Annotated in this window: 23 protein-coding genes and 2 pseudogenes; 13 read left to right on the forward strand and 12 right to left on the reverse strand. The window is 63.8% G+C overall.

The annotated features are described in order from the left end of the window. Nucleotides 1-21: 21 nt before the first annotated feature. Nucleotides 22-780 carry a 5-oxoprolinase subunit PxpA gene (locus J7302_RS24350; RefSeq protein ID WP_215380873.1) on the reverse strand — a complete coding sequence of 253 codons (759 nt, stop codon included), beginning with the start codon at nt 778-780 and terminating at the stop codon, nt 22-24. Between the two features lie 127 nt (nt 781-907). Here J7302_RS24350 and J7302_RS24355 point away from each other — a divergent pair, with 127 nt between their 5' ends. The 6 genes from J7302_RS24355 to rarD all read left to right on the forward strand — a co-directional run bounded on the left by J7302_RS24355 (nt 908) and on the right by rarD (nt 5,986). Continuing rightward, on the forward strand, nt 908-1,825 hold the full coding sequence (locus J7302_RS24355; RefSeq protein WP_215380875.1) for a LysR family transcriptional regulator: 918 nt from the start codon (nt 908-910) through the stop codon (nt 1,823-1,825). 60 nt (nt 1,826-1,885) lie between these two features. Next, nucleotides 1,886-2,179 (forward strand): hypothetical protein, encoded by a 294-nt coding sequence (locus J7302_RS24360; RefSeq protein WP_215380878.1) that lies wholly within the window; start codon nt 1,886-1,888, stop codon nt 2,177-2,179. A gap of 22 nt (nt 2,180-2,201) precedes the next feature. After that, nucleotides 2,202-2,939, forward strand: coding sequence for a ComF family protein (locus tag J7302_RS24365; protein ID WP_215380880.1), 738 nt, complete (start codon nt 2,202-2,204; stop codon nt 2,937-2,939). A 72-nt stretch (nt 2,940-3,011) separates the two neighbouring features. After that, entirely contained in the window at nt 3,012-3,776 is a 765-nt protein-coding gene (locus tag J7302_RS24370) for a TOBE domain-containing protein (protein ID WP_215380882.1), read from the forward strand. A gap of 89 nt (nt 3,777-3,865) precedes the next feature. After that, a complete protein-coding gene (locus tag J7302_RS24375) occupies nt 3,866-4,840 on the forward strand; it encodes a serine/threonine protein kinase (RefSeq protein WP_215380884.1) in 975 nt (324 codons plus the stop codon). A 258-nt stretch (nt 4,841-5,098) separates the two neighbouring features. Continuing rightward, nucleotides 5,099-5,986, forward strand: a complete 888-nt coding sequence (gene rarD / locus J7302_RS24380) for an EamA family transporter RarD (RefSeq protein WP_215380888.1) — start codon at nt 5,099-5,101, stop codon at nt 5,984-5,986. 109 nt (nt 5,987-6,095) lie between these two features. On the opposite strand, the gene J7302_RS24385 is transcribed toward rarD, so the two are convergent. Both J7302_RS24385 and J7302_RS24390 read right to left on the reverse strand, forming a co-directional pair. Beyond that, nucleotides 6,096-6,614, reverse strand: coding sequence for a glycine cleavage system protein R (locus J7302_RS24385; protein ID WP_215380891.1), 519 nt, complete (start codon nt 6,612-6,614; stop codon nt 6,096-6,098). A 33-nt stretch (nt 6,615-6,647) separates the two neighbouring features. Further along, nucleotides 6,648-7,094 (reverse strand): GNAT family N-acetyltransferase, encoded by a 447-nt coding sequence (locus J7302_RS24390; protein WP_215380893.1) that lies wholly within the window; start codon nt 7,092-7,094, stop codon nt 6,648-6,650. Between the two features lie 37 nt (nt 7,095-7,131). Here J7302_RS24390 and J7302_RS24395 point away from each other — a divergent pair, with 37 nt between their 5' ends. The 3 genes and pseudogenes from J7302_RS24395 to J7302_RS26720 all read left to right on the forward strand — a co-directional run. Further along, nucleotides 7,132-7,302 (forward strand): hypothetical protein, encoded by a 171-nt coding sequence (locus J7302_RS24395; RefSeq protein WP_215380895.1) that lies wholly within the window; start codon nt 7,132-7,134, stop codon nt 7,300-7,302. A 110-nt stretch (nt 7,303-7,412) separates the two neighbouring features. Next, nucleotides 7,413-9,590 carry a malate synthase G gene (locus tag J7302_RS24400; RefSeq protein WP_215380897.1) on the forward strand — a complete coding sequence of 726 codons (2,178 nt, stop codon included), beginning with the start codon at nt 7,413-7,415 and terminating at the stop codon, nt 9,588-9,590. A 282-nt stretch (nt 9,591-9,872) separates the two neighbouring features. Beyond that, nucleotides 9,873-10,121: pseudogene (locus J7302_RS26720) on the forward strand (ISL3 family transposase); the annotation flags it as partial. Between the two features lie 281 nt (nt 10,122-10,402). On the opposite strand, the pseudogene J7302_RS24405 reads toward J7302_RS26720, so the two are convergent. Then, a pseudogene (locus J7302_RS24405) lies at nt 10,403-10,834 on the reverse strand (response regulator); the annotation flags it as partial. Nucleotides 10,835-11,063: 229 nt separating this feature from the next. On the opposite strand from J7302_RS24405, the gene J7302_RS24410 reads away from it, so the two are divergent. From J7302_RS24410 to J7302_RS24420, 3 genes are all read left to right on the forward strand, one after another. After that, the gene (locus J7302_RS24410) at nt 11,064-12,998 is read left to right on the forward strand and encodes a putative nucleotidyltransferase substrate binding domain-containing protein (RefSeq protein WP_215380901.1); all 1,935 of its coding nucleotides are present in this window, start codon (nt 11,064-11,066) and stop codon (nt 12,996-12,998) included. Next, nucleotides 12,995-13,699, forward strand: coding sequence for a 3'-5' exonuclease (locus J7302_RS24415; protein ID WP_215380903.1), 705 nt, complete (start codon nt 12,995-12,997; stop codon nt 13,697-13,699). The genes J7302_RS24410 and J7302_RS24415 overlap by 4 nt, the downstream gene beginning before the upstream one ends. A 70-nt stretch (nt 13,700-13,769) precedes the next feature. Next, nucleotides 13,770-14,393: a glutathione S-transferase gene (locus J7302_RS24420; protein ID WP_215380908.1), complete on the forward strand. Its 624-nt coding sequence runs from the start codon at nt 13,770-13,772 to the stop codon at nt 14,391-14,393. A gap of 75 nt (nt 14,394-14,468) precedes the next feature. On the opposite strand, the gene J7302_RS24425 is transcribed toward J7302_RS24420, so the two are convergent. Continuing rightward, nucleotides 14,469-14,903 carry a CBS domain-containing protein gene (locus J7302_RS24425; RefSeq protein WP_215380911.1) on the reverse strand — a complete coding sequence of 145 codons (435 nt, stop codon included), beginning with the start codon at nt 14,901-14,903 and terminating at the stop codon, nt 14,469-14,471. Nucleotides 14,904-15,261: 358 nt separating this feature from the next. Next, nucleotides 15,262-15,774 (reverse strand): retropepsin-like aspartic peptidase RloA2, encoded by a 513-nt coding sequence (gene rloA2, locus J7302_RS24430; protein ID WP_215380915.1) that lies wholly within the window; start codon nt 15,772-15,774, stop codon nt 15,262-15,264. Nucleotides 15,775-15,984: 210 nt separating this feature from the next. On the opposite strand from rloA2, the gene J7302_RS24435 reads away from it, so the two are divergent. Then, entirely contained in the window at nt 15,985-16,884 is a 900-nt protein-coding gene (locus J7302_RS24435) for an acyltransferase (protein WP_215380920.1), read from the forward strand. A gap of 9 nt (nt 16,885-16,893) precedes the next feature. Here J7302_RS24435 and J7302_RS24440 read toward each other — a convergent pair whose 3' ends face one another. The 6 genes from J7302_RS24440 to J7302_RS24465 all read right to left on the reverse strand — a co-directional run bounded on the left by J7302_RS24440 (nt 16,894) and on the right by J7302_RS24465 (nt 24,073). Beyond that, nucleotides 16,894-17,547, reverse strand: coding sequence for a DUF2780 domain-containing protein (locus J7302_RS24440; RefSeq protein ID WP_215380923.1), 654 nt, complete (start codon nt 17,545-17,547; stop codon nt 16,894-16,896). A gap of 224 nt (nt 17,548-17,771) precedes the next feature. Beyond that, a complete protein-coding gene (fdhA, locus tag J7302_RS24445; RefSeq protein WP_215380926.1) occupies nt 17,772-18,971 on the reverse strand; it encodes a formaldehyde dehydrogenase, glutathione-independent in 1,200 nt (399 codons plus the stop codon). Between the two features lie 215 nt (nt 18,972-19,186). Next, nucleotides 19,187-20,050 carry a formyltetrahydrofolate deformylase gene (purU, locus tag J7302_RS24450; protein ID WP_215380930.1) on the reverse strand — a complete coding sequence of 288 codons (864 nt, stop codon included), beginning with the start codon at nt 20,048-20,050 and terminating at the stop codon, nt 19,187-19,189. A 60-nt stretch (nt 20,051-20,110) separates the two neighbouring features. Then, the gene (locus J7302_RS24455) at nt 20,111-20,740 is read right to left on the reverse strand and encodes a sarcosine oxidase subunit gamma (RefSeq protein ID WP_215380934.1); all 630 of its coding nucleotides are present in this window, start codon (nt 20,738-20,740) and stop codon (nt 20,111-20,113) included. Continuing rightward, nucleotides 20,733-23,750, reverse strand: a complete 3,018-nt coding sequence (locus J7302_RS24460) for a sarcosine oxidase subunit alpha (protein WP_215380937.1) — start codon at nt 23,748-23,750, stop codon at nt 20,733-20,735. Before J7302_RS24460 ends, J7302_RS24455 begins: the two co-directional genes overlap by 8 nt. Further along, entirely contained in the window at nt 23,747-24,073 is a 327-nt protein-coding gene (locus J7302_RS24465) for a sarcosine oxidase subunit delta (RefSeq protein WP_215380940.1), read from the reverse strand. Before J7302_RS24465 ends, J7302_RS24460 begins: the two co-directional genes overlap by 4 nt. Between the last annotated feature and the right edge of the window lie 59 nt (nt 24,074-24,132).

Consider the following 24,132-nt stretch of genomic DNA (forward strand, 5'->3'; position numbering starts at 1 on the left):
GCAGGCGAAGTAAGGGAGGGCTCAGCGCGGCGCTCTGACGGCGATGCCCGCAGCATCCAGGCGCGCGCGGGTGCGCTGGACCAGGGCCAGGGCTCCGGGCGTGTCGCTGTGGATGCACACCGAGTCGAAGGCGATCGGGATGTCTTTGCCATCGACGGTCTGCACCACGCCTTCCTGGCAGGCACGCAGCACCTTGTCGGCGACCTGTTCCGGGTCCAGCGCAGTGATCCGGCGGATGAACACGATGGAGCCGGAAGCGTCGTAGTCGCGGTCGGCGTAGAACTCGCGCACCACCGGCTGGCCCAGCTCCTGGGCGATGCGACAGATGACCGAGCCGTCCATGCAGAACAGCAGCAGTTCGGGATCGAGGCGACGCAGGGTTTCGATGAACAGGCGGGCGGCGCCCTCGTCACGCGCCAGGTGCATGTACAGCGCGCCGTGAGGCTTGATGTGCTGCAGGCGCAGGCCCTGCAGGCGGGCGAATTCACGCAGCGCGCCGAGCTGGTAGAGCATGTCGTTCACCAGCTCCTGAGCAGGCGCATTGATGTGCCGACGACCGAAACCCACCAGGTCACGGAAGCCCGGATGAGCGCCGATGGCTACGCCATGGCGCTTGGCCAGCTCAACGGTGCGTTGCATGGTGTTGGGATCGCCGGCGTGGAAGCCGGTGGCGATATTGGCGGTGCTGATCAGCGGCATGATCGCTTCGTCGACGCCATCGCCAATGGTCCATGGGCCAAATCCTTCGCCCATGTCGGAATTGAGGTCGACCTCAGTCATCGCTTGCTTGCCTCTTGTTGTCGGATGTCGATGGAGCCGACGTTAAAAGGCACCCTAGGTATTGGGAAGATTTATTATTCGATAGACTGAGTTCTGAAAAATCGATACCCCCTGACAGGTCTCTACCATGGCATTCACGCTGCGCCAGGTCCGCTATTTCGTCGCCACCGCCGAGGTCGGGCAGATATCCCAGGCCGCCATCCACCTGAGCATTTCCCAGTCGGCGGTCACCAGCGCCATCCAGGAACTGGAGAGCCTGCTCGGCGTCAGCCTGTTCATCCGCTCGCCGCAAGGCATGACCCTGACCGACAGCGGCCGGCACTTCCTCAACCACGCCTACTCCATCCTGCGCAGTGTCGAGGACGCGCTGAAAAGCCCGCTGCCGGATACCAGCATCGAGGGCAGCCTGAGCGTGGCCGCCAGTTACACGGTGATGGGCTACTTCCTGCCCTATCACCTGCAGCGGCTCGCGCAGTGGTACCCGGGCATCCAGCTGAACCTCTTCGAGCAGGAGCGCGAAACCATCGAGCGCGGCCTGCTGGAAGGCCAGTTCGACATGGCGGTGGTGCTGACCGCCAACCTGCAGCACCCGGAGATCGCCGCCGAAACCCTGTTCAGCTCGGAACGGCGCCTCTGGCTGCCCAATCGCCACCCGCTCAGCGAGCGGCCCTCGGTGGGCTTGGAGGACGTCGCCCGCGAGCCCTTCATCATGCTGACGGTGGACGAAGCCGATCAGACCGCCCTGCGTTATTGGGACAGCAGCCACCTGCAGCCCAGGGTGATCCTGCGCACCAGTTCGGTGGAGGCGGTGCGCAGCATGGTGGCGAACGGCTCGGGCGTGGCCATCCTCTCCGACCTGGTTTACCGGCCCTGGTCACTGGAGGGGCGACGTATCGAAACCCTGTCGCTGAACGACCCTGTGCCGCCGATGAGCGTCGGGCTGGCCTGGCGTCGCGACCTGGAGTTCAGCGAACCGATGAAAGCCTTCCGCGAATATTTCCGGCACTCTTTCCTGGCCCCGCAACTGAGCAGTTCGCGGCGCTGAACCTGGCATGATTGGCAGGTTCAAACCATCAGCCTGACGCTAAAGGAGCACCACACCGCAATGCGTACCGAAGGATTCTTCGATTGGCTCGGCCATCTGCTGGGCTCGATCATCCGTTTTTTCGTCGAGCTGCTGTCAGGCGCACTCGGCGGCATCAGCGATGCCATCGACGACTTCGTCCACGGCATGGCGCGCGCCATTGGCATGGACGTCTCGTTCTTCAGTCTGATCCTGCTGGTGATCGGCCTGTTGCTGCTCTATGCCGGCATCCGCGCCCTGATACGTCGCTCGATCATCGGAGGGTTGATTCTCACCTTCCTCGGCCTGGTGGTGATGAGCTGGCTGATCGCCTGACCCGCGTCCCAAGGAGGGGACCATGCATCCATGGCTCACGCGACTCTGGCAGCGACGCCCGGCCTGGCTGACGCCCAGCCCGGTCTGCCTTCTCTGTGGAGGCACGGGTGTTGACCTTCCGATCTGTGCCGGCTGCGAGGCCGAACTGCCCTGGCTGGGAGGACACTGCTCGATCTGCGCCCTGCCCCTACCCACCCTCGATCTGCCCTGCGGCGAATGCCTGAAACGCCTGCCGCCATTCACACGAGTGGAAGTCCCATGGCGCTATGGCTTCCCGGTGGACAGCCTGATCACCCGTTTCAAGCACCAGGGCCAGTGGCCCATGGGCCGCCTGCTGGCCGAGTTGCTGGGCCGCCACTTGGCTCACGCCTACAGCGAAGGCCTTCCGCGCCCCACCGCCCTGCTGCCGGTGCCATTGGCTCCGCGACGGCTGCGCCAGCGCGGTTTCAATCAGGCACAGATGCTCGCACGCTGGCTCGGCGACGACCTGGGTCTCACCGTGCGGGCCAACTGGCTTCAGCGCATCAGCGAAACTCCCGCCCAGCAGGGACTGGACGCCAAGGCCCGCCGCCGCAACCTGCGCCAGGCCTTCGATCTGGCCACCGATGCGCAACCGGCCGGCCTGCACCTGGCCATAGTCGACGACGTGCTGACCACCGGCACGACTGCACACTACCTGGCGCGGCTGCTCAAGCACCACGGCGCCGAGCGGGTCGACATCTACTGCCTGGCACGTACGCCCAGCCCCGGCAACTCATGAGCCGGCCGAACCCTTGACTTGCCGGTCAGGCTCCAGCAGCCTGCGCGCCATACCCCCAGACGAACCCATCCCATGAACCTGTCCACCACCCTCGCCCAGCAACTCGCCCGTCGACCGCAGCGCGTGGCCCTGCTCGAGCAGATCGCCGTGCAAGGCTCGATCACCCGTGCCGCCAAGGCAGCAGGGCTGAGCTACAAGGCCGCCTGGGATGCTATCGACGAGTTGAACAACCTCGCCGGGCGGCCGTTGGTGGAACGCACCGTCGGCGGCAAGGGCGGCGGCGGGGCGCGACTCTCAGCCGAGGGCGAGCGTTTGCTGGCGCTCTACAAACGCCTGGAAAGCCTGCAAGCGCGCCTGCTGGAAAGCGCCGAAAGCGAGCAAGACCTAGAGCTGCTCGGCCGCCTGATGCTGCGTACCAGCGCGCGCAACCAGCTCAGCGGGCGCGTGGTCGCCATCCAGCCGCAGGGGCGCAATGACCTGGTGGAGATCGAACTTGCCGGCAGCGCCCGTATCCAGGCGCAGATCACCCGCGACAGCACCGAAAAGCTCGAGCTGACGGCAGGGCGCGGTGTCGTCGCCCTGATCAAGGCCGGTTGGCTGAGCTTGCAGGCGCTGTCGAGCCCGGCCGATCCGCAGCTGAACCAACTGGAAGGCTGGATCGAGCAGATCCTGCCTGCCGACGACGGCCCCAGTGAAGTCCGCATCGGCATGGCGAGCGGTCTGACTCTATGCGCGCTGGTGGAGCCCGAATTGCTTGCGAAGCTGGGACTTCAAGGCGGCGATCCGGTGCGTGCCCAGTTCGCACCTGGCCAGGTTCTGCTCGGCACGCCGCTGTAGGAGCGAGCCTGCTCACCAGTGCTGCCGATCTTCGCGAGCAAGCTCGCTCCTACAGGGATAGACTGGGTGCCCTGATGACGGAGCCGCGCATGTCCCATCCCTTCGATGACCTCACCCCCGACCTGGTGCTCGATGCCGTCGAAAGCCTCGGCTACCTCAGCGACGCTCGAATCCTCGCACTGAACAGCTACGAGAACCGCGTCTACCAGGTCGGCATCGAAGACAGCGAGCCGCTGATCGCCAAGTTCTACCGCCCGCAGCGCTGGAGCGATGCGGCGATCCGCGAAGAACACAGCTTCAGCGCCGAACTGGCCGAGTGCGAAGTGCCAGTCGTGGCGCCGCTGGTGTGCGACGGGCAAAGCCTCTTCGAACATGCCGGCTTCCGCTTCGCCCTGTTCCCCCGGCGGGGCGGCCGCGCGCCCGAACCCGGCAATCTCGACCAACTCTACCGCCTCGGTCAGCTCCTCGGACGCTTGCACGCCGTGGGCGCGACACGGCACTTCGAGCACCGTGAGACGCTGACGGTGGAAAACTTCGGTCACCAATCCCTGGCCACCCTGCTGGACGGCGGCTTCATCCCGCGCAGCCTGCTGCCGGCCTATGAGTCGGTCGCTCGCGACCTGCTCAAGCGCATCGACAAGCTGTTCAGTGAAACGCGCTTCCAGCCGATCCGCCTGCACGGCGATTGCCACCCCGGCAACCTGCTGTGCCGCGACGACGTCTTCCACGTGGTCGACCTCGACGATTGCCGCATGGGCCCGGCGGTGCAGGATCTGTGGATGATGCTGGCCGGTGACCGCTTCGAGCGCACCGGGCAACTCGCCGAGCTGATCGACGGCTACCAGGAATTCCACGATTTCGACTCGCGTGAGTTGCCACTGATCGAAGGCCTGCGCGCCCTCCGCCTGATGCACCACAGCGCCTGGATCGCCCGCCGCTGGGACGATCCAGCCTTCCCGATGCACTTCTCCTGGTTCGGTAGCGAACGCTACTGGGGCGACCAGATCCTGACCCTGCGCGAACAACTGTCGGCGCTGGACGAAGAGCCGCTGAAGCTGTTCTGACCCGAAATATTGGTCAGTCCGTAAGCCTGCGGAGCGGCCTTTGCAGGAGCGAGCTTGCCCGCGAACCCGGCGGCAAGGAGTTCGCCAGCAAGCTGGCTCCTACTGGGGTCGCAACCATGTAAAGGTTGCCGGCGTAAAGCAGCCTTTACGCTTTCCGATTGCACAGGCTTGCGGAAAAAACCTGAGCACACAGACAAGCCCCGACAGCGCCCACTAGAATGATGGCCCACTCGTTAGCTGCCTAATCAAGGACCGCACATGGCAACCGCCGACCCGCGTCGCGGGTACATCCTGGGACTGACCGCCTACATCATCTGGGGCCTGTTTCCGCTCTACTTCAAAGTCATCCAGAGCGTTCCGGCACTGGAAATCATCGTTCATCGCGCCCTCTGGTCAGCCGTGTTCGGCGCGCTGCTCCTGCTGGTGTGGAAGCATCCCGGCTGGCTGCGCGAACTGCGCGACAACCCCAAGCGTTTCGGGGTGCTGGCGGCCAGCGGCATCTTGATCGCCGGTAACTGGCTGGTCTATGTCTGGGCGGTGAACAACGGTCGCATGCTCGAGGCGAGTCTCGGTTACTACATCAACCCGCTGATCAACGTGCTGCTGGGGATGCTGATCCTCGGCGAGCGCCTGCGAAGGCTGCAGTGGCTGGCAGTGCTGCTGGCCGCCGTCGGCGTGGCGCAGCAGATCTGGCAGGTGGGTGCGCTGCCATGGGTCTCGCTAACCCTGGCGCTGACCTTCGGATTCTACGGTCTGATCCGCAAGCAAGCGCCAGTGGCCGCCCTGCCGGGCCTGGTGGTGGAAACCTGGCTGCTGCTGCCGCTGGCCATCGGCTGGCTGCTGCTCAGCCCGAATGCGGCTTCGTCCCAGGCTGCGTTCTGGAGCACGCCAGAAGCCCTCTGGCTGGTTGCCGCGGGCCCCATCACCCTGGTTCCGCTGGTGTGCTTCAACGCCGCCGCACGCCACCTGCCCTACACCACGCTGGGTTTTCTCCAGTACCTGGCGCCGACCCTGGTGATGCTGCAGGCGATCTTCCTGTTCGACGAGCATTTCGACCCGAGCAAACTCCTGGCCTTCTGCTTCATCTGGGCGGGACTTGCGATCTACAGCGTCGATGCCTGGCTTACCCTGCGGCGCAACGCCTGAACTCCTCATGGATGGGTGGATGTCGCTTTAACATCCACCCACTCGGCTGGCTTCAACGTCGCCGCTGGATCGCTGCGGCGAATCCATTGCCGCGCTGCCAGGAGCACACTCACTTTTCCTTATGCAGGTTCAGCTCCACCATCAACTCATCCGCCAGGGTCTCCAACTTGGCCTGCAACACGTCCAGCGACAAGGATAGCGGCACGGCTAGGACCGCCTCGGCATGGAACAGCGGTTCGCTGCTCATCGGCGCCGGGGCCACCTCGGTGACCAGGCTTTCCAGGTTGACGCCCAGTTCGGAAAGCAGCCGGGTGATGTCGCGGACAATCCCAGGCCGGTCATTGCCGACCAGGTCCAGCAGGATCGGTTTCCAGGTGCAGGCCGGCTCGATCCCGCTTTGCGCCAGCATCACGCGGATGCCGTGGGCATTCAGGCTTTGCAGACCCTCGACCAGTTCGTCGTAGCCCTCGGCCGGCACCGCCACCCGTAGAATGCCGGCGAACTGCCCAGCCATGCGTGACATGCGACTTTCCAACCAGTTTCCGCCATGGGCTGCGATGCACTGGGCGATGCGTTCGACCAGCCCGGGCTGATCCGGTGCGATGACCGTAAGTACCAGATGATCCACGCTCGACTCCTCGTTGGGGAACTGACAGCCAGCCTAGGCCAGACTCAGCCAGTAGGTGAAGAAGACCTCGTCGCGCACATAGCCGAGCCGCTCATAAAGCGCCTGGCCAGCTAGATTGGTCTTCGCGGTTTCCAGTTGCAGGCCACAGGCGCCAGTCGCCTCGGCATGGGCGCGTGCCGCATTCATCAAGGCTTCACCAACGCCGTGACGGCGCGCCGGGGGCACAACATAAAGATCGCTCAACAGCCAGGCCGGCGCCATCGCCAGCGATGAATGAAACGGGTAAAGCTGGATGAAGCCCAGAGCTGCCCCTGCGTCATCGCGGGCGATGAACAGGGTCGAGTCGCGTCGCTGCAGCCGATCATCGAGAAACGCACGCACGGCAGGGAGTGGCTTGGGCACTTCATAGAACTCAAGGTAGCCGACGAACAGTTCGGAGAGATCATCAAGATCACTATAGGTGGCGAGGCGGACAGGCATGGCATGACTCCGGGCAAGGCTCGACGGAGTATAGGAAATGCCTGAACGACTGCCTGAAATCCACACCCATGGAGCATGCGACGGCCTGTCGCAGTTCAATCGAAAAATAAATCGTGTACATTTTTCAGATTTAACTGGAACAATGAGCCAGTTTTTTGAGAACATTCTGCCCGCTGCCGTGACCGTAAACCAGCTTTTAGTCGTATAGCGACGCAAGCCCACTGATTTTCGCGGCAGCTTCATGTAGTATGCCGCGCTTCGGACTACAAGAAGGGAAACCCCTAGTCCGAGCGGATATTGAGCAGAGTGAGGCAAGCAATGACTGAGCGCGTTCAAGTCGGTGGCCTTCAGGTCGCCAGAGTCCTGTTCGACTTCGTGAACAACGAAGCCATCCCCGGATCCGGCATTGCCGCCGATAAGTTCTGGGCCGGTGTGGAAGCCGTCATCAATGACCTGGCTCCGAAGAACAAAGCCCTCCTCGCCAAACGCGATGAACTGCAGGCCAAGATCGATGCCTGGCACCAGGCACGCGCCGGCCAGGCCCATGATGCCGTGGCCTACAAGGCATTCCTCCAGGAAATCGGCTACCTGCTGCCGGAGCCAGCCGACTTCCAGGCCAGCACCCAGAACGTCGACGAAGAGATCGCCCTCATGGCTGGCCCGCAGCTGGTGGTGCCGGTGATGAATGCACGCTTCGCCCTGAACGCCGCCAACGCCCGCTGGGGTTCGCTCTACGATGCCCTCTACGGCACCGACGCGATCAGCGAAGAAGGCGGCGCCGAGAAGGGCAAGGGCTACAACAAGGTCCGTGGCGACAAGGTCATTGCCTTCGCCCGCGCCTTCCTCGATGAGGCCGCGCCGCTGGAAGGCGCCTCCCACGTCGACGCCACCGCTTATGTAGTGAAGAACGGCCAACTGACTGTCAGCCTGAAGAACGGCAGCGAAACCGGCCTGAAGAACGCCGGCCAGTTCGTCGCCTTCCAGGGTGACGCCGCCAAACCGGCCGCCGTGCTGCTGAAGAACAACGGCCTGCACTTCGAGATCCAGATCGACCCCACCAGCGCTATCGGCCAGACCGACGCCGCCGGCGTGAAAGACGTGCTGATGGAGTCCGCGCTGACCACCATCATGGACTGCGAAGACTCCGTCGCCGCTGTCGATGCCGACGACAAGGTCGTGGTCTACCGCAACTGGCTGGGCCTGATGAAGGGCGACCTCGCTGAAGAAGTCAGCAAGGGCGGCCAGAGCTTCACCCGCACCATGAACCCCGACCGCGTCTACACCAAGGCCGATGGCTCCGAACTGACCCTGCACGGCCGCAGCCTGCTGTTCGTGCGCAACGTCGGCCACCTGATGACCAACCCGGCCATCCTCGACGCCGCTGGCAATGAAGTACCGGAAGGCATTCAGGACGGCCTGTTCACCGGCCTGATCGCGCTGCACAACCTCAAGGGCAACACCAGCCGCAAGAACACCCGCACCGGCTCGATGTACATCGTCAAGCCGAAGATGCACGGCCCGGAGGAAGTGGCCTTCGCCACCGAAATCTTCAGCCGCGTGGAAGACGTGCTGGGCCTGGCGCGCAACACCTTGAAAGTCGGCATCATGGATGAAGAGCGCCGCACCACCATCAACCTCAAGGCCTGCATCAAGTCCGCTGCCGAGCGCGTCGTCTTCATCAACACCGGCTTCCTCGACCGTACCGGTGACGAAATCCACACCTCCATGGAAGCCGGTGCCATGGTGCGCAAGGGCGCCATGAAGACCGAGAAGTGGATCGGTGCCTACGAGAACAACAACGTCGACGTCGGCCTGGCCACTGGCCTGCAAGGCCGCGCGCAGATCGGAAAGGGCATGTGGGCCATGCCGGACCTGATGGCAGGCATGCTCGAGCAGAAGATCGGCCACCCTCTGGCCGGCGCCAACACCGCCTGGGTCCCCTCACCCACCGCGGCTACCCTGCACGCACTGCACTACCACAAGGTCGACGTGTTCGCCCGCCAGGCAGAACTCGCCAAACGCGCACCGGCGTCGGTGGACGACATCCTGACCATCCCGCTGGCGCCGAATACCAACTGGAGCGCGGAAGAGATCCAGAACGAACTGGACAACAACGCCCAGGGCATTCTCGGTTATGTAGTGCGCTGGATCGACCAGGGCGTCGGCTGCTCCAAGGTACCGGACATCAACGATGTCGGCCTGATGGAAGACCGCGCTACCCTGCGTATCTCCAGCCAACTGCTGGCCAACTGGCTGCGCCACGGCGTGGTCACCCGCGAGCAGATCGTCGAGAGCCTGGAGCGCATGGCATCCGTGGTCGACCGGCAGAACGCCAACGATCCGCTGTACCGTCCGATGGCGCCGAACTTCGCCGACAACGTGGCCTTCCAGGCTGCGCTGGAACTGGTCGTAGAAGGCACCAAGCAGCCCAACGGCTACACCGAGCCGGTACTGCACCGCCGCCGTCGCGAGTTCAAGGCGAAGTACGGCCTGTAAGCTGCGCGATATGAAAAACCGCCCTTCCGGGCGGTTTTTCTTTGTGTCACAGAAACCTTTCCCTGTAGTGCGAGTTCATTCTCGAAGCAGGCCCTACGCCTGCCTGTGAATTCCATGGGCCTCTGCGTTTCCCTTGGCGGATGAATTCGCACCCGCACTGCCCAAATCGCAGGCACAAAAAAAGGTTCTTCGCAGAACCTGGGGGAAGAGCGAGTTGACAGTCGGGGAAGCGGGTAAATTGGCAGTCGCCAAACATCCCAACCCCCACACCTTGCTGCCACCGTGCATCCTATTGATCTTGCCGCTTTCTGGCCGGGCTACGAGGTCGTCGCCTGTCGCCAATCCACTCACGACACCCTGTTGATCCACGAGCAGCAGCACATCCGCCAGGTGCGGGATCGTGACCTGCAGGATCAGCGCGTCCTGCTACAACTGCCGGTGCGTCGCGTCGACTGCCTGTACTGCGGACGCGTATCCGAGCGGATCGACTGTCTGGCGCCGGCTTCCCGCCTTCCCCGGAAAGCAGCCTGCAACACCTCCTTGGCGGACTTGTCGGGCGGAGTGACATATCGAAGGCGCGCGAAACCTTGTAGGAGCCAGCTTGCTGGCGAATGGCGCATGTTCGCCAGCAAGCTGGCTCCTACAGAGAGAGCTGTCAACTCGCCTCTCCCCCAGATTCCGCGATGAACCCAAAAAAACCGCCCTTCCGGGCGGCTTCTTCAAGCGCTCTTCAGCGCAATGACCTTCGCTTTGGCTTTCGTCTGCCTGGGACGCACCGGGGGCGGTGGTGCCTTGGGAGGCTCTGGTGGAGCACCAAACTCGATGTCTGCGAGGTTGACCAGCCGGTTGACGTCCACAGGCTTGAGCAGGAAATCCACCACCTTCATGTGCATGGCTTCGATAGCGTCCTCGACATCGGCATGAGCCGAGATGATGACTACGGGCAGGCTCGCGCGCGCCGACTGGCGCACTTGGCGCACCAGTTCCAGGCCGCTACCGCATTGCATGTGCAGCTCGGTGATCATCAGACCGATGGAAGGTCGGGTAACCAGCAGCGCCAGAGCCTGCTCACCGCTGTCGGCAGTGATGCAAGGGATGCCCTGCGATACCAGCTGGTCAGCCAAGGCATCACGTCCCGCCTCGTCGTCGTCAACCAACAGAACGCTGGGCGGCGCACTGGGTACACGCATGATTTCGTCGAGCGCTTGCAGCTCGGCATCCGTCAACAAATCACCGTAACTCATCTTAGAATCCTCAAGGTGCCATCCATAGCAGGCCTTGCGAGCCAGTAAAAACATTTAGCACGGAATCCGCGGGTCAGATGCCTGAAAGCCCTAATGAGTTCCATTACCATGAAACTTCCCGCCGAACGGTAAGAAACCTCCGACGCTCAACCACCTAGACTTAGGTCCAATGGGCGAAAGTTCGGGCTCCCCGCAGCATGAAGCCATCCTCGATAGAACAGGCACGCCCATGACCCAGGCAGATGCCTTTGCCCAAGCCGGCAAACAGGCGGTAATGCAGAACATCCACGGCACCATGGAGCTCCTGCAGAAGTATCCACCGTTCAATCAGATGGAAACCGCCCACCTCGCCTTCATGGTCGAGCATTGCCTGCTGCGCTTCTATGCCGCTGGAGAGTCCATCATCAAGCCGCAGGATGGGCCTGTAGAGCACTTCTACATCGTCAAGCAGGGCCGGGTGGTCGGTGAACGGCCGCACAGCGCCCGGCGCGGAACCGAAACCACCTTCGAGATCGCCAGCGGCGAATGCTTCCCGCTGGCCGCACTGCTGGGCGAGCGCGCCACGCGCACCGAGCACCTGGCGGGCGAGGACACCTTCTGCCTGCTGCTGGGCAAGTCTGCCTTCGTCAAGCTGTTCGCCCTCTCCAACCCCTTTCGTGACTTCGCCCTGCGCGGAGTCAGCAGCCTGCTCGATCAGGTCAATCAGCAAGTCCAGCTCCGTGCCGTGGAAACCCTCGGCGCCCAGTACTCGCTCGATACACGCCTGGGCGAACTGGCCGTGCGCCAGCCGGTCGCCTGCCCTCCCGGCCTGCCCCTGCGTGATGCCGTGCGATTGATGCACGAACAGCAGGTGGGCAGTATTGTGATCGTCGGTTCCGACAGGCGACCCCTGGGCATTTTCACCCTGCGCGATCTGCGCCGCGTCATCGCCGATGCCAGCGCCGACCTGAGCCAGCCAATCAGAGAGCTCATGACCCAGGCCCCGTTCCACCTACCGCCGACCTCCAGCGCCTTCGACGCGGCCATTGCCATGACCGAGCGGCACATCGCCCATGTCTGCGTGGTGGAGAACGAACGCCTGGTCGGCGTGGTTTCCGAACGCGACCTGTTCTCCCTGCAGCGCGTCGACCTGGTACACCTGGCCCGCACTATTCGTCATGCTGGTCGCGTCGAAACCCTCGCCGCCCTGCGCAGTGAAATCCAGCGCCTGGTGGACAGCATGCTCGCCCACGGCGCCAGCTCGACCCAGATCACCCACATCATCACCCTGCTCAACGACCACACCGTGTGCCGGGTCATCGAGCTGGCGCTGGAAAAACTGGGCGACCCTGGCGTGCCCTTCACCTGGCTGTGCTTCGGCAGCGAAGGGCGCTGCGAACAGACCCTGCACACCGACCAGGACAACGGCATCCTCTTCGAGGCCCGTGATGCCGCCGAGGCTGCGGCCATTCGCGGACGGCTGCTGCCACTGGCCGAACACGTCAACAAAGCATTGGCACAGTGCGGTTTCGATCTGTGCAAGGGCGGCATCATGGCCGGCAACCCGGAGCTCTGCCTCTCGCGCACGGAATGGAGCCGTCGCTTCGCCGGGTTCGTCCGCGAGGCGACACCGGAGAGCCTGCTGGGCTCGAGCATCTACTTCGACCTGCGCGCCGTCTGGGGCCCCACCGAAGGCTGTGAGGCCCTGCACAGCGAGCTGCTCATCCAGATCGCCGACAACAGCCTGTTCCAGCGCTTGATGGCCGAAAACGCGCTGCGCCAGCGCCCTCCAGTGGGGCGTTTCCGCGACTTCGTGGTCGCTCGCAAAGGGGCCGAGAAAGATACCCTGGATCTCAAGGTGCAAGGCCTGACGCCCTTCGTCGACGGGGCACGCTTGCTGGCCCTGGCTCACGGCATCGACGCCTGCAACACCCTCGATCGACTGCGCGTGCTGGTCAGCCGCGGGGTCATCGATGCCCAGGACGGCGGAGCCTTTGAGGAGGCCTATCACTTCATCCAGCTCACCCGCATGCAGCAGCACCAGCTCCAGGCACGGCAAGGCCTGCCCTACTCCAACCGGCTCGATCCGGACAGCCTCAACCACCTCGACCGGCGCATCCTGCGCGAGTCGTTCCGCCAGGCCCAGCGCCTGCAGAGCAGCCTCGCGCTGCGCTACCAGCTATGAGCGGATTCCCCTGGTTCACCCGCCGCAAGCCCCTCGACCCGGCCATAGCCGAACGTCGAGACCAGCTGCCTGCACCCGCCACCCTGGATGATCGCCCGCTCCGCGAGCAGCGTTTCGTCGTCCTCGACCTGGAAACCAGCGGCCTGAACATGAGCCGTGACCTGGTGCTTTCGATTGGCGCCGTGACCATCGAAGACGGTGCCATCGACCTCGGCAGTCAGTTCGAATCCACCCTCCAGCGTGACGCCGGCAAACCCAGCGCCAGTGTGCTGATCCACGGCATCGCTCCCAGCGCCCTGGCCGCTGGCGTGGATCCGGCTGAAGCCCTGCTCGATTTCATGGAGTTTCTCGGCGACAGTCCGATCCTTGCCTTCCACGCCACTTTCGACCAGCGCATGCTGACCCGCGCGCTCAAGCAGGATCTCGACTACCGCCTGCGCCACTGCTTCCTCGACGTCGCCGAACTGGCGCCGATGCTCTGCCCCGAAGCCGGCATTCGCAACGGTGGCCTGGACGACTGGATTGACCACTTCGGCCTGCAGGTTCAGCAACGTCACCACGCCAGCGCCGATGCGCTGGTGACCGCGGAGATAGCCCTGATTCTCTTCAGCCTAGCCCGCCGCCAAGGCCTTGACAGCCCAGCTGCCCTGGCCTCTGCCCTCGCCCGTAGGCAACGCCGACTGCAAGCCCCGGCGTTGTGACAGCCTGCCCGGCCGCTCGCCAATACGGTATAACTTGGCTGTCAAACGCCCCTGTTGCCGAGGACTCCGCATGAGCGCCAGCCTGACCCTCTACCACTCCCCCACCTCACCCTACGTGCGCAAGGTGATGGTGCTGTTGCACGAAACCGGTCAGTTGGACGCGGTGACCCTGCGCGGCGTGCAGCTCTCCCCGGTGCACCCGAGCACGGAGCTGAACGAGCACAACCCGGCCGGCAAGATTCCAGCCCTGGTGCTCCCCGATGGCAGCGTGCTGCATGACAGCCGGGTGATCCTCGACTACCTCGACCACCAGCATCAGGGCACGCCGCTGATCCCCCGCGAGGGGCCCGCTCGCTGGCGCCGGCTGACTCTCGCCTCGCTGGCCGACGCGATGCTCGACGCTGCCGTCCTCACCCGCTACGAGACGTTCCTGCGGCCCGAGGACAAGCGCTGGGATGATTGGGTGCTGGGCCAGTTCAGCAAGATCGACCGTTCCCTGGAGGTCTTCGAGCAAGCCTCTGGCGAGCTTGAGAAACACTTCGACGTCGCCGCCATCAGCCTCGCCTGTGCGCTCGGCTACCTGGACTTCCGCATGCCCGACCTGAACTGGCGCCGTGACTGCCCCCGGCTGGCCGCCTGGTATTCAGCCGTCAGCCTGCGTCCCTCCCTGCAAGCCACCACACCGACCCCCTGATCAGTCCGTCTGTGTTGGAGGGCGGCCGGGCTGCTTCGCAGGCAGCAGCCCGGCTGGGTTGGCAGAGCCAATGGCTCAAGCCCCGCGGATGTACTGTTCCAGATGCTGGATCAGGCTTTCCTGCTCGGCGGTGATATCGCGCACCAGATCTCGGATGGAGAGCAGCCCCACCAACTTGCCGTTGTCCAGCACCGGCAGGTGGCGCAAGTTCTTCTCGGTCATCAGTTGCATGCAGTACTGGTTACTGTCACGCGGGGCGACCACGAACAGATTGGAGGTCATGACCTCCTCGATGCCGGTGGCGTAGGCGGAGCGCTCCAATGCAGCCACACGACGCACGAAGTCACGCTCGGTAACGATACCGACCAACTCGCCGGCTTCCATCACCACCAATGCTCCGATGTCCTTCTCGGCCATCAGCAAGGCGGCTTCCAGCACAGTCGTCGTCGGGCTGACGCTGAAGATTTGGGTATGGGACTTGGCTCTGAGTATCTCGGCAACGGTTTTCATGCACGGGCTCCTGGGTGTCTGTAGTTCTTGTAGCCCAGCGTCGGCGCTTGGACGAGTGCCGAATCAAGAATCAAGCCAAAAGCTGTTTACGAAATGGCGACACCCAACGACAAGCAGGGCGCCTTTGCCGATCACTTATAGACGATGCACGCTCGCCCGGGCGCCGCGAGGCGGCAGTCGCTTATCAATCCGCGACCGCAGGCAACGACGACCAGAGCAGAGCACCACACGAGTTGAAGCGCAAGAGCCTCAGGGTGGTGCTTCTGCGCCCTGAGGTTGGGCGCTCCGTGTAGAAGGAACGCTCGGATCCCTGAACTGGAAGGCCGCCCAACGTGTCGAGCAGCCTCGTCCGCTCATATCAGCATTGCGGTTTTCCGGCAGCAAACTTCTGCCCCGGATAGACGGCAGCCTTGAACTCGCGCAGAGCCTTGGCGCCGATCAGCAAGGGGTAGTTGAAGCTGCTGCGGTCGGCAAGGTTGACCTCCACCGTGCGTTTCACGCCCCCCAGGCACATTTCCATGTCCACCACCGGGCGCTTGGACACTTCCGCAGAGGGTGCCTCGTCCTCCTCGCTCTGCTCGCCGGCGCGGTTCTTGATCTTGCTCATGCGCGACAGTCGATGCTCGAAGACAGTGTCGTCCGCGTCCCTGGTGGCCAGTCGAAAGCGTACCCAGTCCTCACCGTCGCGCGTGAAGCGCTCGATATCCTTCGCCGACAGCGAAGCGGTCAAAGCCCCTGTGTCCATCTTGGCCTTCAGGGTCTGGCCGATCTCCGGCAGCCGCACGTACTCGTAGCGGCCGTAGAGAGTAGGCTCCTCGGTGGCGAACACCGGCAGGGCCACCAGTGACAGCAGGGCAATCAGACGTTTCAAGAAGCTTCTCCTCGTCAATGACTACGATTTTCGGACTGACCTAGCGGCCAATGGTTCGACGGTGCGCTCCACTAGGCAAGGTATTTCGCCCGCGAGCGCGCCGACTTTCACACTGCGTGTCTCTGGCTCGCGAGCTGGCCATCGGCTTGGGCGCTTCCCATTCCCTGCGTATCATGGCGCTCAAACAACAGGCCGAGGAGCCAAGGAGCCATGCGGGCACTGCTGACCGGAATTGCCACCACCCTGCTGTTGCTGCTCAACACCCTGACTCTGATCGGCCCGATGCTGCTGATCGCCCTGCTCAAGGTTGTCCTGCCCGGCCAGCGCCTGCGCGACGCCTGCTCGCGTGGCGTCATGTGGGTCGCCGAAGCCTGGGCCGAGAACGACAAGCGCATTTTTGCCGCCCTCATCCCGACGCACTGGGACATCCGTGGCGGCGATAGGCTGCGCAAAGACACTTCCTACCTGGTCATCAGCAACCACCAGTCCTGGGTCGACATCCCGGCGCTGGTGCAGGCTTTCAATCGCAAGGCGCCCTACTTCAAGTTCTTCCTGAAAAAAGAGCTGATCTGGGTTCCATTCCTTGGGCTAGCCTTCTGGGCGCTGGACTACCCCTTCATGAAGCGCTACTCCAAGGCCTTCCTCGAAAAACATCCGGAGATGAAGGGCAAGGACCTGGAAATCACCAAGGCGGCCTGCGAGAAGTTCAAGCGCCTGCCGGTCACCGTGGTCAACTACCTGGAAGGCACCCGCTGCACCCCCGCCAAGCAGGCTCGGCAAGGGTCGCCCTACCGACACTTGCTGAAGCCGAAGTCCGGCGGTGTCGCCTTCGTACTCGCGGCGCTGGGCGAGCAATTGGACGCCATCCTCGACGTCACCCTAGTCTACCCTGGCAACGGCGTCCCCGGCTTCTGGACCCTGCTCAGCGGTCAGGTGCCCCGGGTCATCGTCGACATCCAGACCCGCGAACTGAACCCGGCCCTGTGGCAGGGTGACTACGAGAACGATGCCAAATTCCGCCAGTCCGTCCAGGGCTGGGTCAACCAATTATGGGAAGAGAAAGATGCGCGCATCGACCAATTGCGCGCAGAGCTGAACAGAAACGCCTGAACGGGCACCTCAGGTCGAGGTGCCATTTACCACCGGCGCGACCGGCACCAAAGGCTGCAGGCCCGGATTGACCTGGGGCGTGGTCCACTTCCAGATATTGCCGAGGTTCTGCAGCAGTGAACTGGTCAGGCCCTGTTGGCCGAGGAACGACAGGATCAGCGGTGCGAACTGGGCGATCAGGCCGCCATCCATGCCCAGGTTGCCAAAGGCCTGGGTGACGTCGGCCATGTTGTTCATCTGACCGGCCAGCACACCGGGCTGGTTGCCCAGGCCACCGGTCGCCGGTTGCCCGAGCAAACCGCCCAAGCCACCCAATCCATTGAGCAGCCCCATGGTGTTGGGATCGGTCAACAGACCGACTCCCGGTACCGCTTGATCGAGTTGGGCAAACTCGTCGGCCGGCAGGTTATTGCGTGCCAGGCCGAACAACGCCGCGGCGCCGCCAATGGCCTGCTCCGGGGTGATCTGCAATTGGCCGCCCAACTGGTTCACCAAAGCTGCGGTTTCCGCCGGCGCTATGCCCGGGGCGGTGCTTTGCGCTGTTCCTGTCCCGGCGCCACTCGCTGCCGCGGCGGACACCACATCGCTGAGGGTAACGGCGAATACCGGGCTGGCCGCCAACGTCAGCAAAGTGGCCAGGGTCAGGATTCGGGGGGTGTGCATAGTCGACCTCGAGGATTGAGCCGTGCCGGAACACTGCGTACCGGCCGGTGAGCGGAAACTCGAGGATATGACTACGCGGAGGGGGCCAGCGTTCCCGGCATTCCGTCGGCTCATCCCACTGCCCCACCGGGTTTCGGAGAAGCACCAAAAAAAGGAGCCCGAAGGCTCCTTGAGGACAGACGCCGCGGCTGTCACACCCACGGCGTCGGGGGTACTGCAGTCGATCAGGCTGCGCTGAAGGTCTTGTGCGGGTCGATGACGAATTTCTTCGGCACGCCAGCATCGAACTCGTGGTAGCCGTTGGGGGCCTGGTCCAGGCTGATGACCTGCACGCCCACCACTTCGGCAATGTTGATGCGGTCCCACATGATGGCCTGCATCAGTGCGCGGTTGTACTTCATCACCGGGGTCTGGCCGGTGTGGAAGCTGTGGGACTTGGCCCAGCCGAGGCCGAAGCGGATGCTCAGGCTGCCGATCTTCGCCGCGGCATCGGTTGCGCCCGGGTCTTCGGTGACATAGAGGCCGGGGATACCGATCTTGCCGGCCACGCGGGTGACTTGCATCAGCGAGTTGAGCACGGTAGCCGGAGCCTCGTGCTTGGCGCCTTCATGACCGTGGCCGCGAGCTTCGAAGCCCACGGCGTCGACGGCGCAATCCACTTCCGGCTCGCCCAGCAGCGCGGCGATCTGCTCGTGCAGCGGGGTGTCCAGCGACAGGTCGGCGATCTCGAAGCCCTGTGCCTTGGCGTGGGCCAGGCGGGCGGGGTTGAGGTCGCCAACGATGACCACGGCGGCGCCCAGCAGGCGGGCGGAGGCGGCGGCGGCCAGGCCGACCGGGCCAGCGCCGGCGACGTAGACAGTGCTGCCCGGGCCGACGCCAGCGGTCACGGCGCCGTGGTAGCCAGTGGGCAGAATGTCGGAGAGGCAGGTCAGGTCACGGATCTTCTCCATGGCCTTGTCGCGGTTCGGCAGTTTCAGCAGGTTGAAGTCGGCGTAAGGGACGAGCACGTACTCGGCCTGGCCACCGGTCCAGTCGCCCATGTCGACGTAACCGTAAGCACCCCCGGCGCGGGCCGGGTTGACGGTCAGGCACACGCCAGTGTGTTGTTCCTTGCAGGAGCGGCAGCGGCCGCAGGCGACGTTGAAGGGCACGGAAACCAGGTCGCCGATTTGCAGGTTCTCGACGTCACGGCCCTTCTCGATCACCTCACCGGTGATCTCGTGGCCAAGCACCAGGCCGACCTGGGCGGTGGTACGGCCGCGCACCATGTGCTGGTCCGAGCCGCAGATATTGGTGGAAACAACTTTCAGGATGACCCCGTGCTCGATCTTGCGACCGCGCGGATCCTGCATTTTTGGATAGTCGATCTTCTGGACTTCGACCTTGCCTGCGCCGAGATAAACGACACCACGATTACCAGACATGCGTAATTCTCCTTTGTTGTTGTGAATACAAAGGCGCGACCGACGGCCGCGCGGCCTTGTACTGGAGCTTGCGTCTGTTGCTGGGCACCGCCGGTAAACCTGGCAGAGCGGTCCCCCTAAATGCTGCTGTTGCCCGGACTTCAGCCCGGGAAACTGCCCACCTCCGGTCCCGGACTGAAGTCCGGGCTACGTTCTGGCGGGCAGGGATTTCTAAGTCATGCGTTGAGCACAACCGTGCGGTTGGCGTTGAGGAACACACGGCGTTCGATGTGGTAACCCACGGCCTTGGCCAGGGTCAGGCACTCGATGTCCCGGCCCTTGGCAATCAGGTCTTCGGGGTAATGGGCGTGATCCACGGACTCCACGCCCTGGGCGATGATCGGGCCTTCGTCCAGGTCGTTGTTGATATAATGAGCGGTGGCGCCCACCAGCTTGACCCCCTTCTGATAGGCCTGGTGGTAGGGCTTGGCGCCCTTGAAGCCGGGCAGCAGGGAGTGGTGGATGTTGATCGCCCAGCCGTCCAGCTTGCGGCACAGTTCGGGCGAGAGCACCTGCATGTAGCGGGCGAGCACGACCAGTTCGGCGCCGGTCTCCTCAATCACCTGCAAGACCTTGCGCTCCTGCGCCGGCTTGTCGTTGGGATCAAGGGGGAAGTGGTAGTAGGGAATATCGTGCCAGCGGGCCAGCGGCTCGAGGTCAGGATGGTTGGATACCACCGCGACAACGTCCATGGCCAGTTGGCCAATGCGCTGACGGTAGAGCAAGTCGTTCAGGCAGTGATCGGCTTTGGACACCATCAACACCACCCTGGCGCGATAGCCCGGTGGCGTCAGCTCGGTCTGCATGTCGAAGGGTGCCAGGCGCTCCGCAAGGCCAGAACGGAAGGCCTGCTCGTCGAAGTTGTCCGGTTGGCGGAACTCAACACGAATGAAGAAGCGCGAGGAGAGCCGGTCATCGAAAGAGTGGTGTTCGGTGACATAGCAGCGCTGCTCGTAGAGAAAGCGCGTCACCGCATCCACGGTGCCGAGCACGCTCGGGCAATGGGCGGTGAGAATCCAGGTATCGGGGGTGCGGCTCATATGCGGACTCCGATGGTTATCCCCCTCTCCCGGTGGGAGAGGGGGCTATCCGTGCATGCCTCAGGCCTTCACCGCCAAACCGAACTCGGCGCTGGCATCCTGCAGCCAGAGCCAGATGTAGTCGGCGAAGCTGCGGCGAACCAGCAGTTCCCAGGTGTCTTCGCCAGTATGGCGAATCACCAGTTGGGACTTGGCGAAGTTGGTGCCCACCGCCTTGCCCACCGGGAAGTTGCTCGGGTGCACGTCATAGGACGTGGACTTCATCAGCACTTCGCGGGCATGGGCCCCGGACAGTTCCAGGACGGTCTGGCCACCGCTGACGTTGACTACCGAGATGTGCTGCCCCTCCAGCGCCTTGCGCAGACGCTGTTCGGTGGCGAACTCCTCGCCGCTCGGCACGATCAACAGCCACTCGTCCGGCCCCAGCCACTGCAGCGAGGTGTCGCCGCTGGCCACCAGGGTCAGGGCCACCGGCAGCTCCAGGCCGAGGGCGCTGTGCACGCCACCGGCGAAGGCAGGGTCCTTGGCATCACCACGGATCACCAGGTGGCCGAGGAGTTTCCTCTCGCGCAGGATCACTCCTGCGCTGCTCTTGCCCTTGCGCGCCAGCTCGTCGAGGCCGGCGTGGAACAGCGGCGACTCGGCCTGGGCTTTTTCGGGGCGCTGTTTGTAGACGTTCACGTTAGACATTCTGGCGATCCCCTTTCGGGTCATAGAACACGGAGCTGCAGATTTCGGCTTCGATCACGCTGCCATCGGCGAGTGGCGCGAACACGCGCTCGCCCATGCGCTTCAGGCCACCCTTGACCACGGCCATGGCAAAGGAATAGCCCAAGGTCGCGCTCATGTAGCTGGAGGTGACGTGGCCGACCATCTTCATCGGGATGGACTGCTTCGGATCGAACACCAGCTGGGCGCCTTCCGGCAGCACCTGGTTCGGGTCGATGGGCTTGAGGCCCACCAACTGCTTGCGGTCTTCGCGCAGGCTGTCTTCGCGGTTCATGCCGCGCCAGCCGATCCAGGAGAAGGACTTGTTGCGACCGACGCACCAGCCCATGTTCAGATCGTCCGGGGTCACCGAACCGTCAGTGTCCTGACCGACGATGATGAAGCCCTTTTCGGCCCGCAGTACGTGCATGGTTTCAGTGCCGTACGGGGTCAGGTTGTACTTCTTGCCGGCCTCGACGATCTTCTCCCACACGCCCAGGGCGTAGTCGGCCTGCACGTTCACTTCGTACGACAATTCGCCGGTGAAGGAAATGCGGAACACCCGCGCCGGGACGCCGCCAACCAGGCCTTCCTTCCAGCTCATGAACGGGAAACCGTCCTTGTCCAGATCGATGTCGGTGACCTCGGCGAGCAGCTTGCGGCTGTTCGGGCCGGACAGGGTCATGGTGGCCCAATGGTCGGTGACCGAGGTGAAGTACACCTTCAGCTCCGGCCATTCGGTCTGGTGGTAGATCTCCAGCCACTCCATCACACGCGCGGCACCGCCGGTGGTGGTGGTCATCACGAAGTGGTTCTCGGCGAGGCACGCGGTCACGCCGTCGTCGAAGACCATGCCGTCTTCCTTGCACATCAGGCCGTAGCGGGCCTTGCCCACGTCCAGCTTGGTCCAGGCGTTGGTGTAGACACGGTTGAGGAACTCGCGCGCATCCGGGCCCTGGATGTCGATCTTGCCCAGGGTCGAGGCATCGAGGATGCCCACGCTGTCACGCACGGCCTTGCATTCGCGGGCCACGGCGGCATGCATGTCTTCGCCGCGCTTGGGGAAGTACCACGGGCGCTTCCACTGGCCGACATCCTCGAACTCGGCGCCCTGCGCCAGGTGCCAGCGATGCATGGCGGTGTAACGTTTGGGCTCGAACAGGTGACCGCAATGACGACCGGCGACAGCACCAAAAGTCACCGGGGTATAGTTCGGGCGGAACATGGTGGTGCCCATTTCCGGGATGCTGATGCCCATCGAGCGAGCCGCAATGGCCAGACCGTTGATGTTGCCCAGCTTGCCCTGGTCGGTACCGAAGCCCAGCGCGGTGTAGCGCTTGACGTGCTCGACCGACTCGAAGCCCTCGCGAGTGGCCAGCTCGATGCCCGCTGCGGTGACGTCGTTCTGCAGGTCGACGAACTGCTTCGGCGCACGCGAGGTGGACTTGTCGTGCGGCACCTGGAACAGCGCGATCGCCGGTTCATCATTACGCTTCTCGGTCTTCGGCAGCTTGCCTTCGACCGCCTTGAAGCCAGCTTCGGTAGCAGCCTTGACGCCCGCCTCGAAGCCATCGGCCAGTGCATCGCCCAGGCCGAACACACCATTCACGGCACCGGCGCAATGACGTTTCTGGAAGCCCTCACCCGGAACGAAGGCGAGGATGTCTTCACGCCAGGTCGGCTTGCCGCCCAGATGCGACGCCAGGTGCACGACCGGGCTGTAACCGCCAGAGGTGACGATCAGGTCGCAGTCGAGCACTTCGCCCGGGCTGGTGACCTTGAAGCTCTTCAGGTCGACGGCGCAGATGCGTGCACCGGTGACACGCTTGCTGCCGCGGGCTTCGACCACGGCGCTGCCGGTGAGGATGCGCACGCCACGGGCGCGGGCCTCTTCGACCCAGGTGCCGCGCGGGTTGCTGCGGGCATCAGCCACGGCGACGACCTGCTGGCCGGCATCCAGCCAGTCCAGAACCACGCGGTAGGCATAATCGTTGTTGGTCGACAGCACCAGCTGGCGGCCCGGCGCTACACCGTAGCGACGAACGTAAGTGGATACGGCACCGGCCAGCATGTTGCCGGGCACGTCGTTGTTGGCATACACCAGCGGACGCTCATGAGCGCCAGCAGCCAGTACCACACGTTTGGCGCGGACACGGTGCACGCGATGGCGGACCTGGCCATGGGGCGCGACTTCACCGAGGTGATCGGTCAGGCGCTGGTGGATGGTGAGGAAGTTGTGGTCGTGATAGCCGTTCACCGTGGCACGCGGCAGCAGGGTGACTTCCGGCATCTTCTCCAGCTCAGCGATGGCCTGTGCCACCCACTCGCTGGCAGGCTTGCCGTCCAGGGTCTCGCGGGTATCCAGCAGGCTGCCGCCGAACTCTTCCTGTTCGTCAGCCAGGATCACGCGGGCACCGCTGCGGCCGGCGGCCAGGGCCGCGGCCAGCCCTGCAGGGCCAGCACCGACCACCAGCACGTCGCAGTACTGGTTCATGTGATCGTAGATGTCCGGATCGACCTCAAGCGGTGCACGACCCAGGCCAGCAGCCTTGCGGATGTACTTCTCGTAGGTCAGCCACAGGTTCTGCGGGTACATGAAGGTCTTGTAGTAGAACCCGGGCGGCATCATCTTGCCGCCGACCTTGCCGAGGATGCCCATGACGTCGTTGTTCACGTTCGGCCAGCCGTTGGTGCTGGTAGCCACCAGGCCTGCATACAGGGCCTGCTGGGTGGCACGCACGTTCGGCACCTGGGCACTCTCGGTGGAGCCGAGTTGCAGCACGGCATTGGGCTCTTCCGCACCGGCAGCAACGATGCCACGCGGACGGGAGTACTTGAAGCTGCGGCCGACGATATCGACGCCGTTGGCCAGCAGGGCTGCGGCCAGGGTGTCACCGGCGAAGCCCTGGTAGTTCTCACCGTTGAAGGTAAAGGTCAGCGGCTGGCTGCGATCGACGCGGCCGCCCTTGGGAAGACGGTTGACCTGGCTCATGCCGTTACTCCTGCGGTCGCGGCTTTCTTCTCGCCGACGGTGGCTTCGGTGACAGAGGGCTTCTCACCGATCTTGTAGGTTTCGAGAATCTCGTAGCTCACGGTGTGGCGCGTGGCGTTGAAATACTTGCGGCAGCCAGCCGAGTGCACCCACAGCTCGTGATGGATGCCGCGCGGGTTGTCGCGGAAGAAGATGTAGTCGCCCCACTCCTCGTCGGTGCAGGCGCTCGGGTCCAGCGGACGCGGGATGTGCGCTTGGCCCTTGGCATGGAATTCCTCTTCGGAGCGCAACTCCCCGCAGTAGGGGCAGAAGATGTGCAGCATGATGGTGGTCTCCGGTGAATCTTTGTGTCTCCCCTCTCCCTCTTGGGAGAGGGCCCGGC

The sequence above is a fragment of the Metapseudomonas boanensis genome, assembly GCF_018704125.1.
GTDB lineage: Bacteria > Pseudomonadota > Gammaproteobacteria > Pseudomonadales > Pseudomonadaceae > Metapseudomonas > Metapseudomonas boanensis.

Coding starts and splice junctions, on each gene's coding strand:
- J7302_RS24465 (WP_215380940.1), bottom strand. CDS start 24,073: ATGCTGCACATCTTCTGCCCCTACTGCGGGGAGTTGCGCTCCGAAGAG.
- J7302_RS24355 (WP_215380875.1), top strand. CDS start 908: ATGGCATTCACGCTGCGCCAGGTCCGCTATTTCGTCGCCACCGCCGAG.
- J7302_RS24435 (WP_215380920.1), top strand. CDS start 15,985: ATGCGGGCACTGCTGACCGGAATTGCCACCACCCTGCTGTTGCTGCTC.
- J7302_RS24400 (WP_215380897.1), top strand. CDS start 7,413: ATGACTGAGCGCGTTCAAGTCGGTGGCCTTCAGGTCGCCAGAGTCCTG.
- J7302_RS24410 (WP_215380901.1), top strand. CDS start 11,064: ATGACCCAGGCAGATGCCTTTGCCCAAGCCGGCAAACAGGCGGTAATG.
- purU (WP_215380930.1), bottom strand. CDS start 20,050: ATGAGCCGCACCCCCGATACCTGGATTCTCACCGCCCATTGCCCGAGC.
- J7302_RS24415 (WP_215380903.1), top strand. CDS start 12,995: ATGAGCGGATTCCCCTGGTTCACCCGCCGCAAGCCCCTCGACCCGGCC.
- J7302_RS24420 (WP_215380908.1), top strand. CDS start 13,770: ATGAGCGCCAGCCTGACCCTCTACCACTCCCCCACCTCACCCTACGTG.
- fdhA (WP_215380926.1), bottom strand. CDS start 18,971: ATGTCTGGTAATCGTGGTGTCGTTTATCTCGGCGCAGGCAAGGTCGAA.
- J7302_RS24350 (WP_215380873.1), bottom strand. CDS start 780: ATGACTGAGGTCGACCTCAATTCCGACATGGGCGAAGGATTTGGCCCA.
- J7302_RS24360 (WP_215380878.1), top strand. CDS start 1,886: ATGCGTACCGAAGGATTCTTCGATTGGCTCGGCCATCTGCTGGGCTCG.
- rarD (WP_215380888.1), top strand. CDS start 5,099: ATGGCAACCGCCGACCCGCGTCGCGGGTACATCCTGGGACTGACCGCC.
- J7302_RS24370 (WP_215380882.1), top strand. CDS start 3,012: ATGAACCTGTCCACCACCCTCGCCCAGCAACTCGCCCGTCGACCGCAG.
- J7302_RS24395 (WP_215380895.1), top strand. CDS start 7,132: ATGCCTGAACGACTGCCTGAAATCCACACCCATGGAGCATGCGACGGC.
- J7302_RS24440 (WP_215380923.1), bottom strand. CDS start 17,547: ATGCACACCCCCCGAATCCTGACCCTGGCCACTTTGCTGACGTTGGCG.
- J7302_RS24365 (WP_215380880.1), top strand. CDS start 2,202: ATGCATCCATGGCTCACGCGACTCTGGCAGCGACGCCCGGCCTGGCTG.
- J7302_RS24390 (WP_215380893.1), bottom strand. CDS start 7,094: ATGCCTGTCCGCCTCGCCACCTATAGTGATCTTGATGATCTCTCCGAA.
- J7302_RS24455 (WP_215380934.1), bottom strand. CDS start 20,740: ATGTCTAACGTGAACGTCTACAAACAGCGCCCCGAAAAAGCCCAGGCC.
- J7302_RS24460 (WP_215380937.1), bottom strand. CDS start 23,750: ATGAGCCAGGTCAACCGTCTTCCCAAGGGCGGCCGCGTCGATCGCAGC.
- J7302_RS24425 (WP_215380911.1), bottom strand. CDS start 14,903: ATGAAAACCGTTGCCGAGATACTCAGAGCCAAGTCCCATACCCAAATC.
- J7302_RS24375 (WP_215380884.1), top strand. CDS start 3,866: ATGTCCCATCCCTTCGATGACCTCACCCCCGACCTGGTGCTCGATGCC.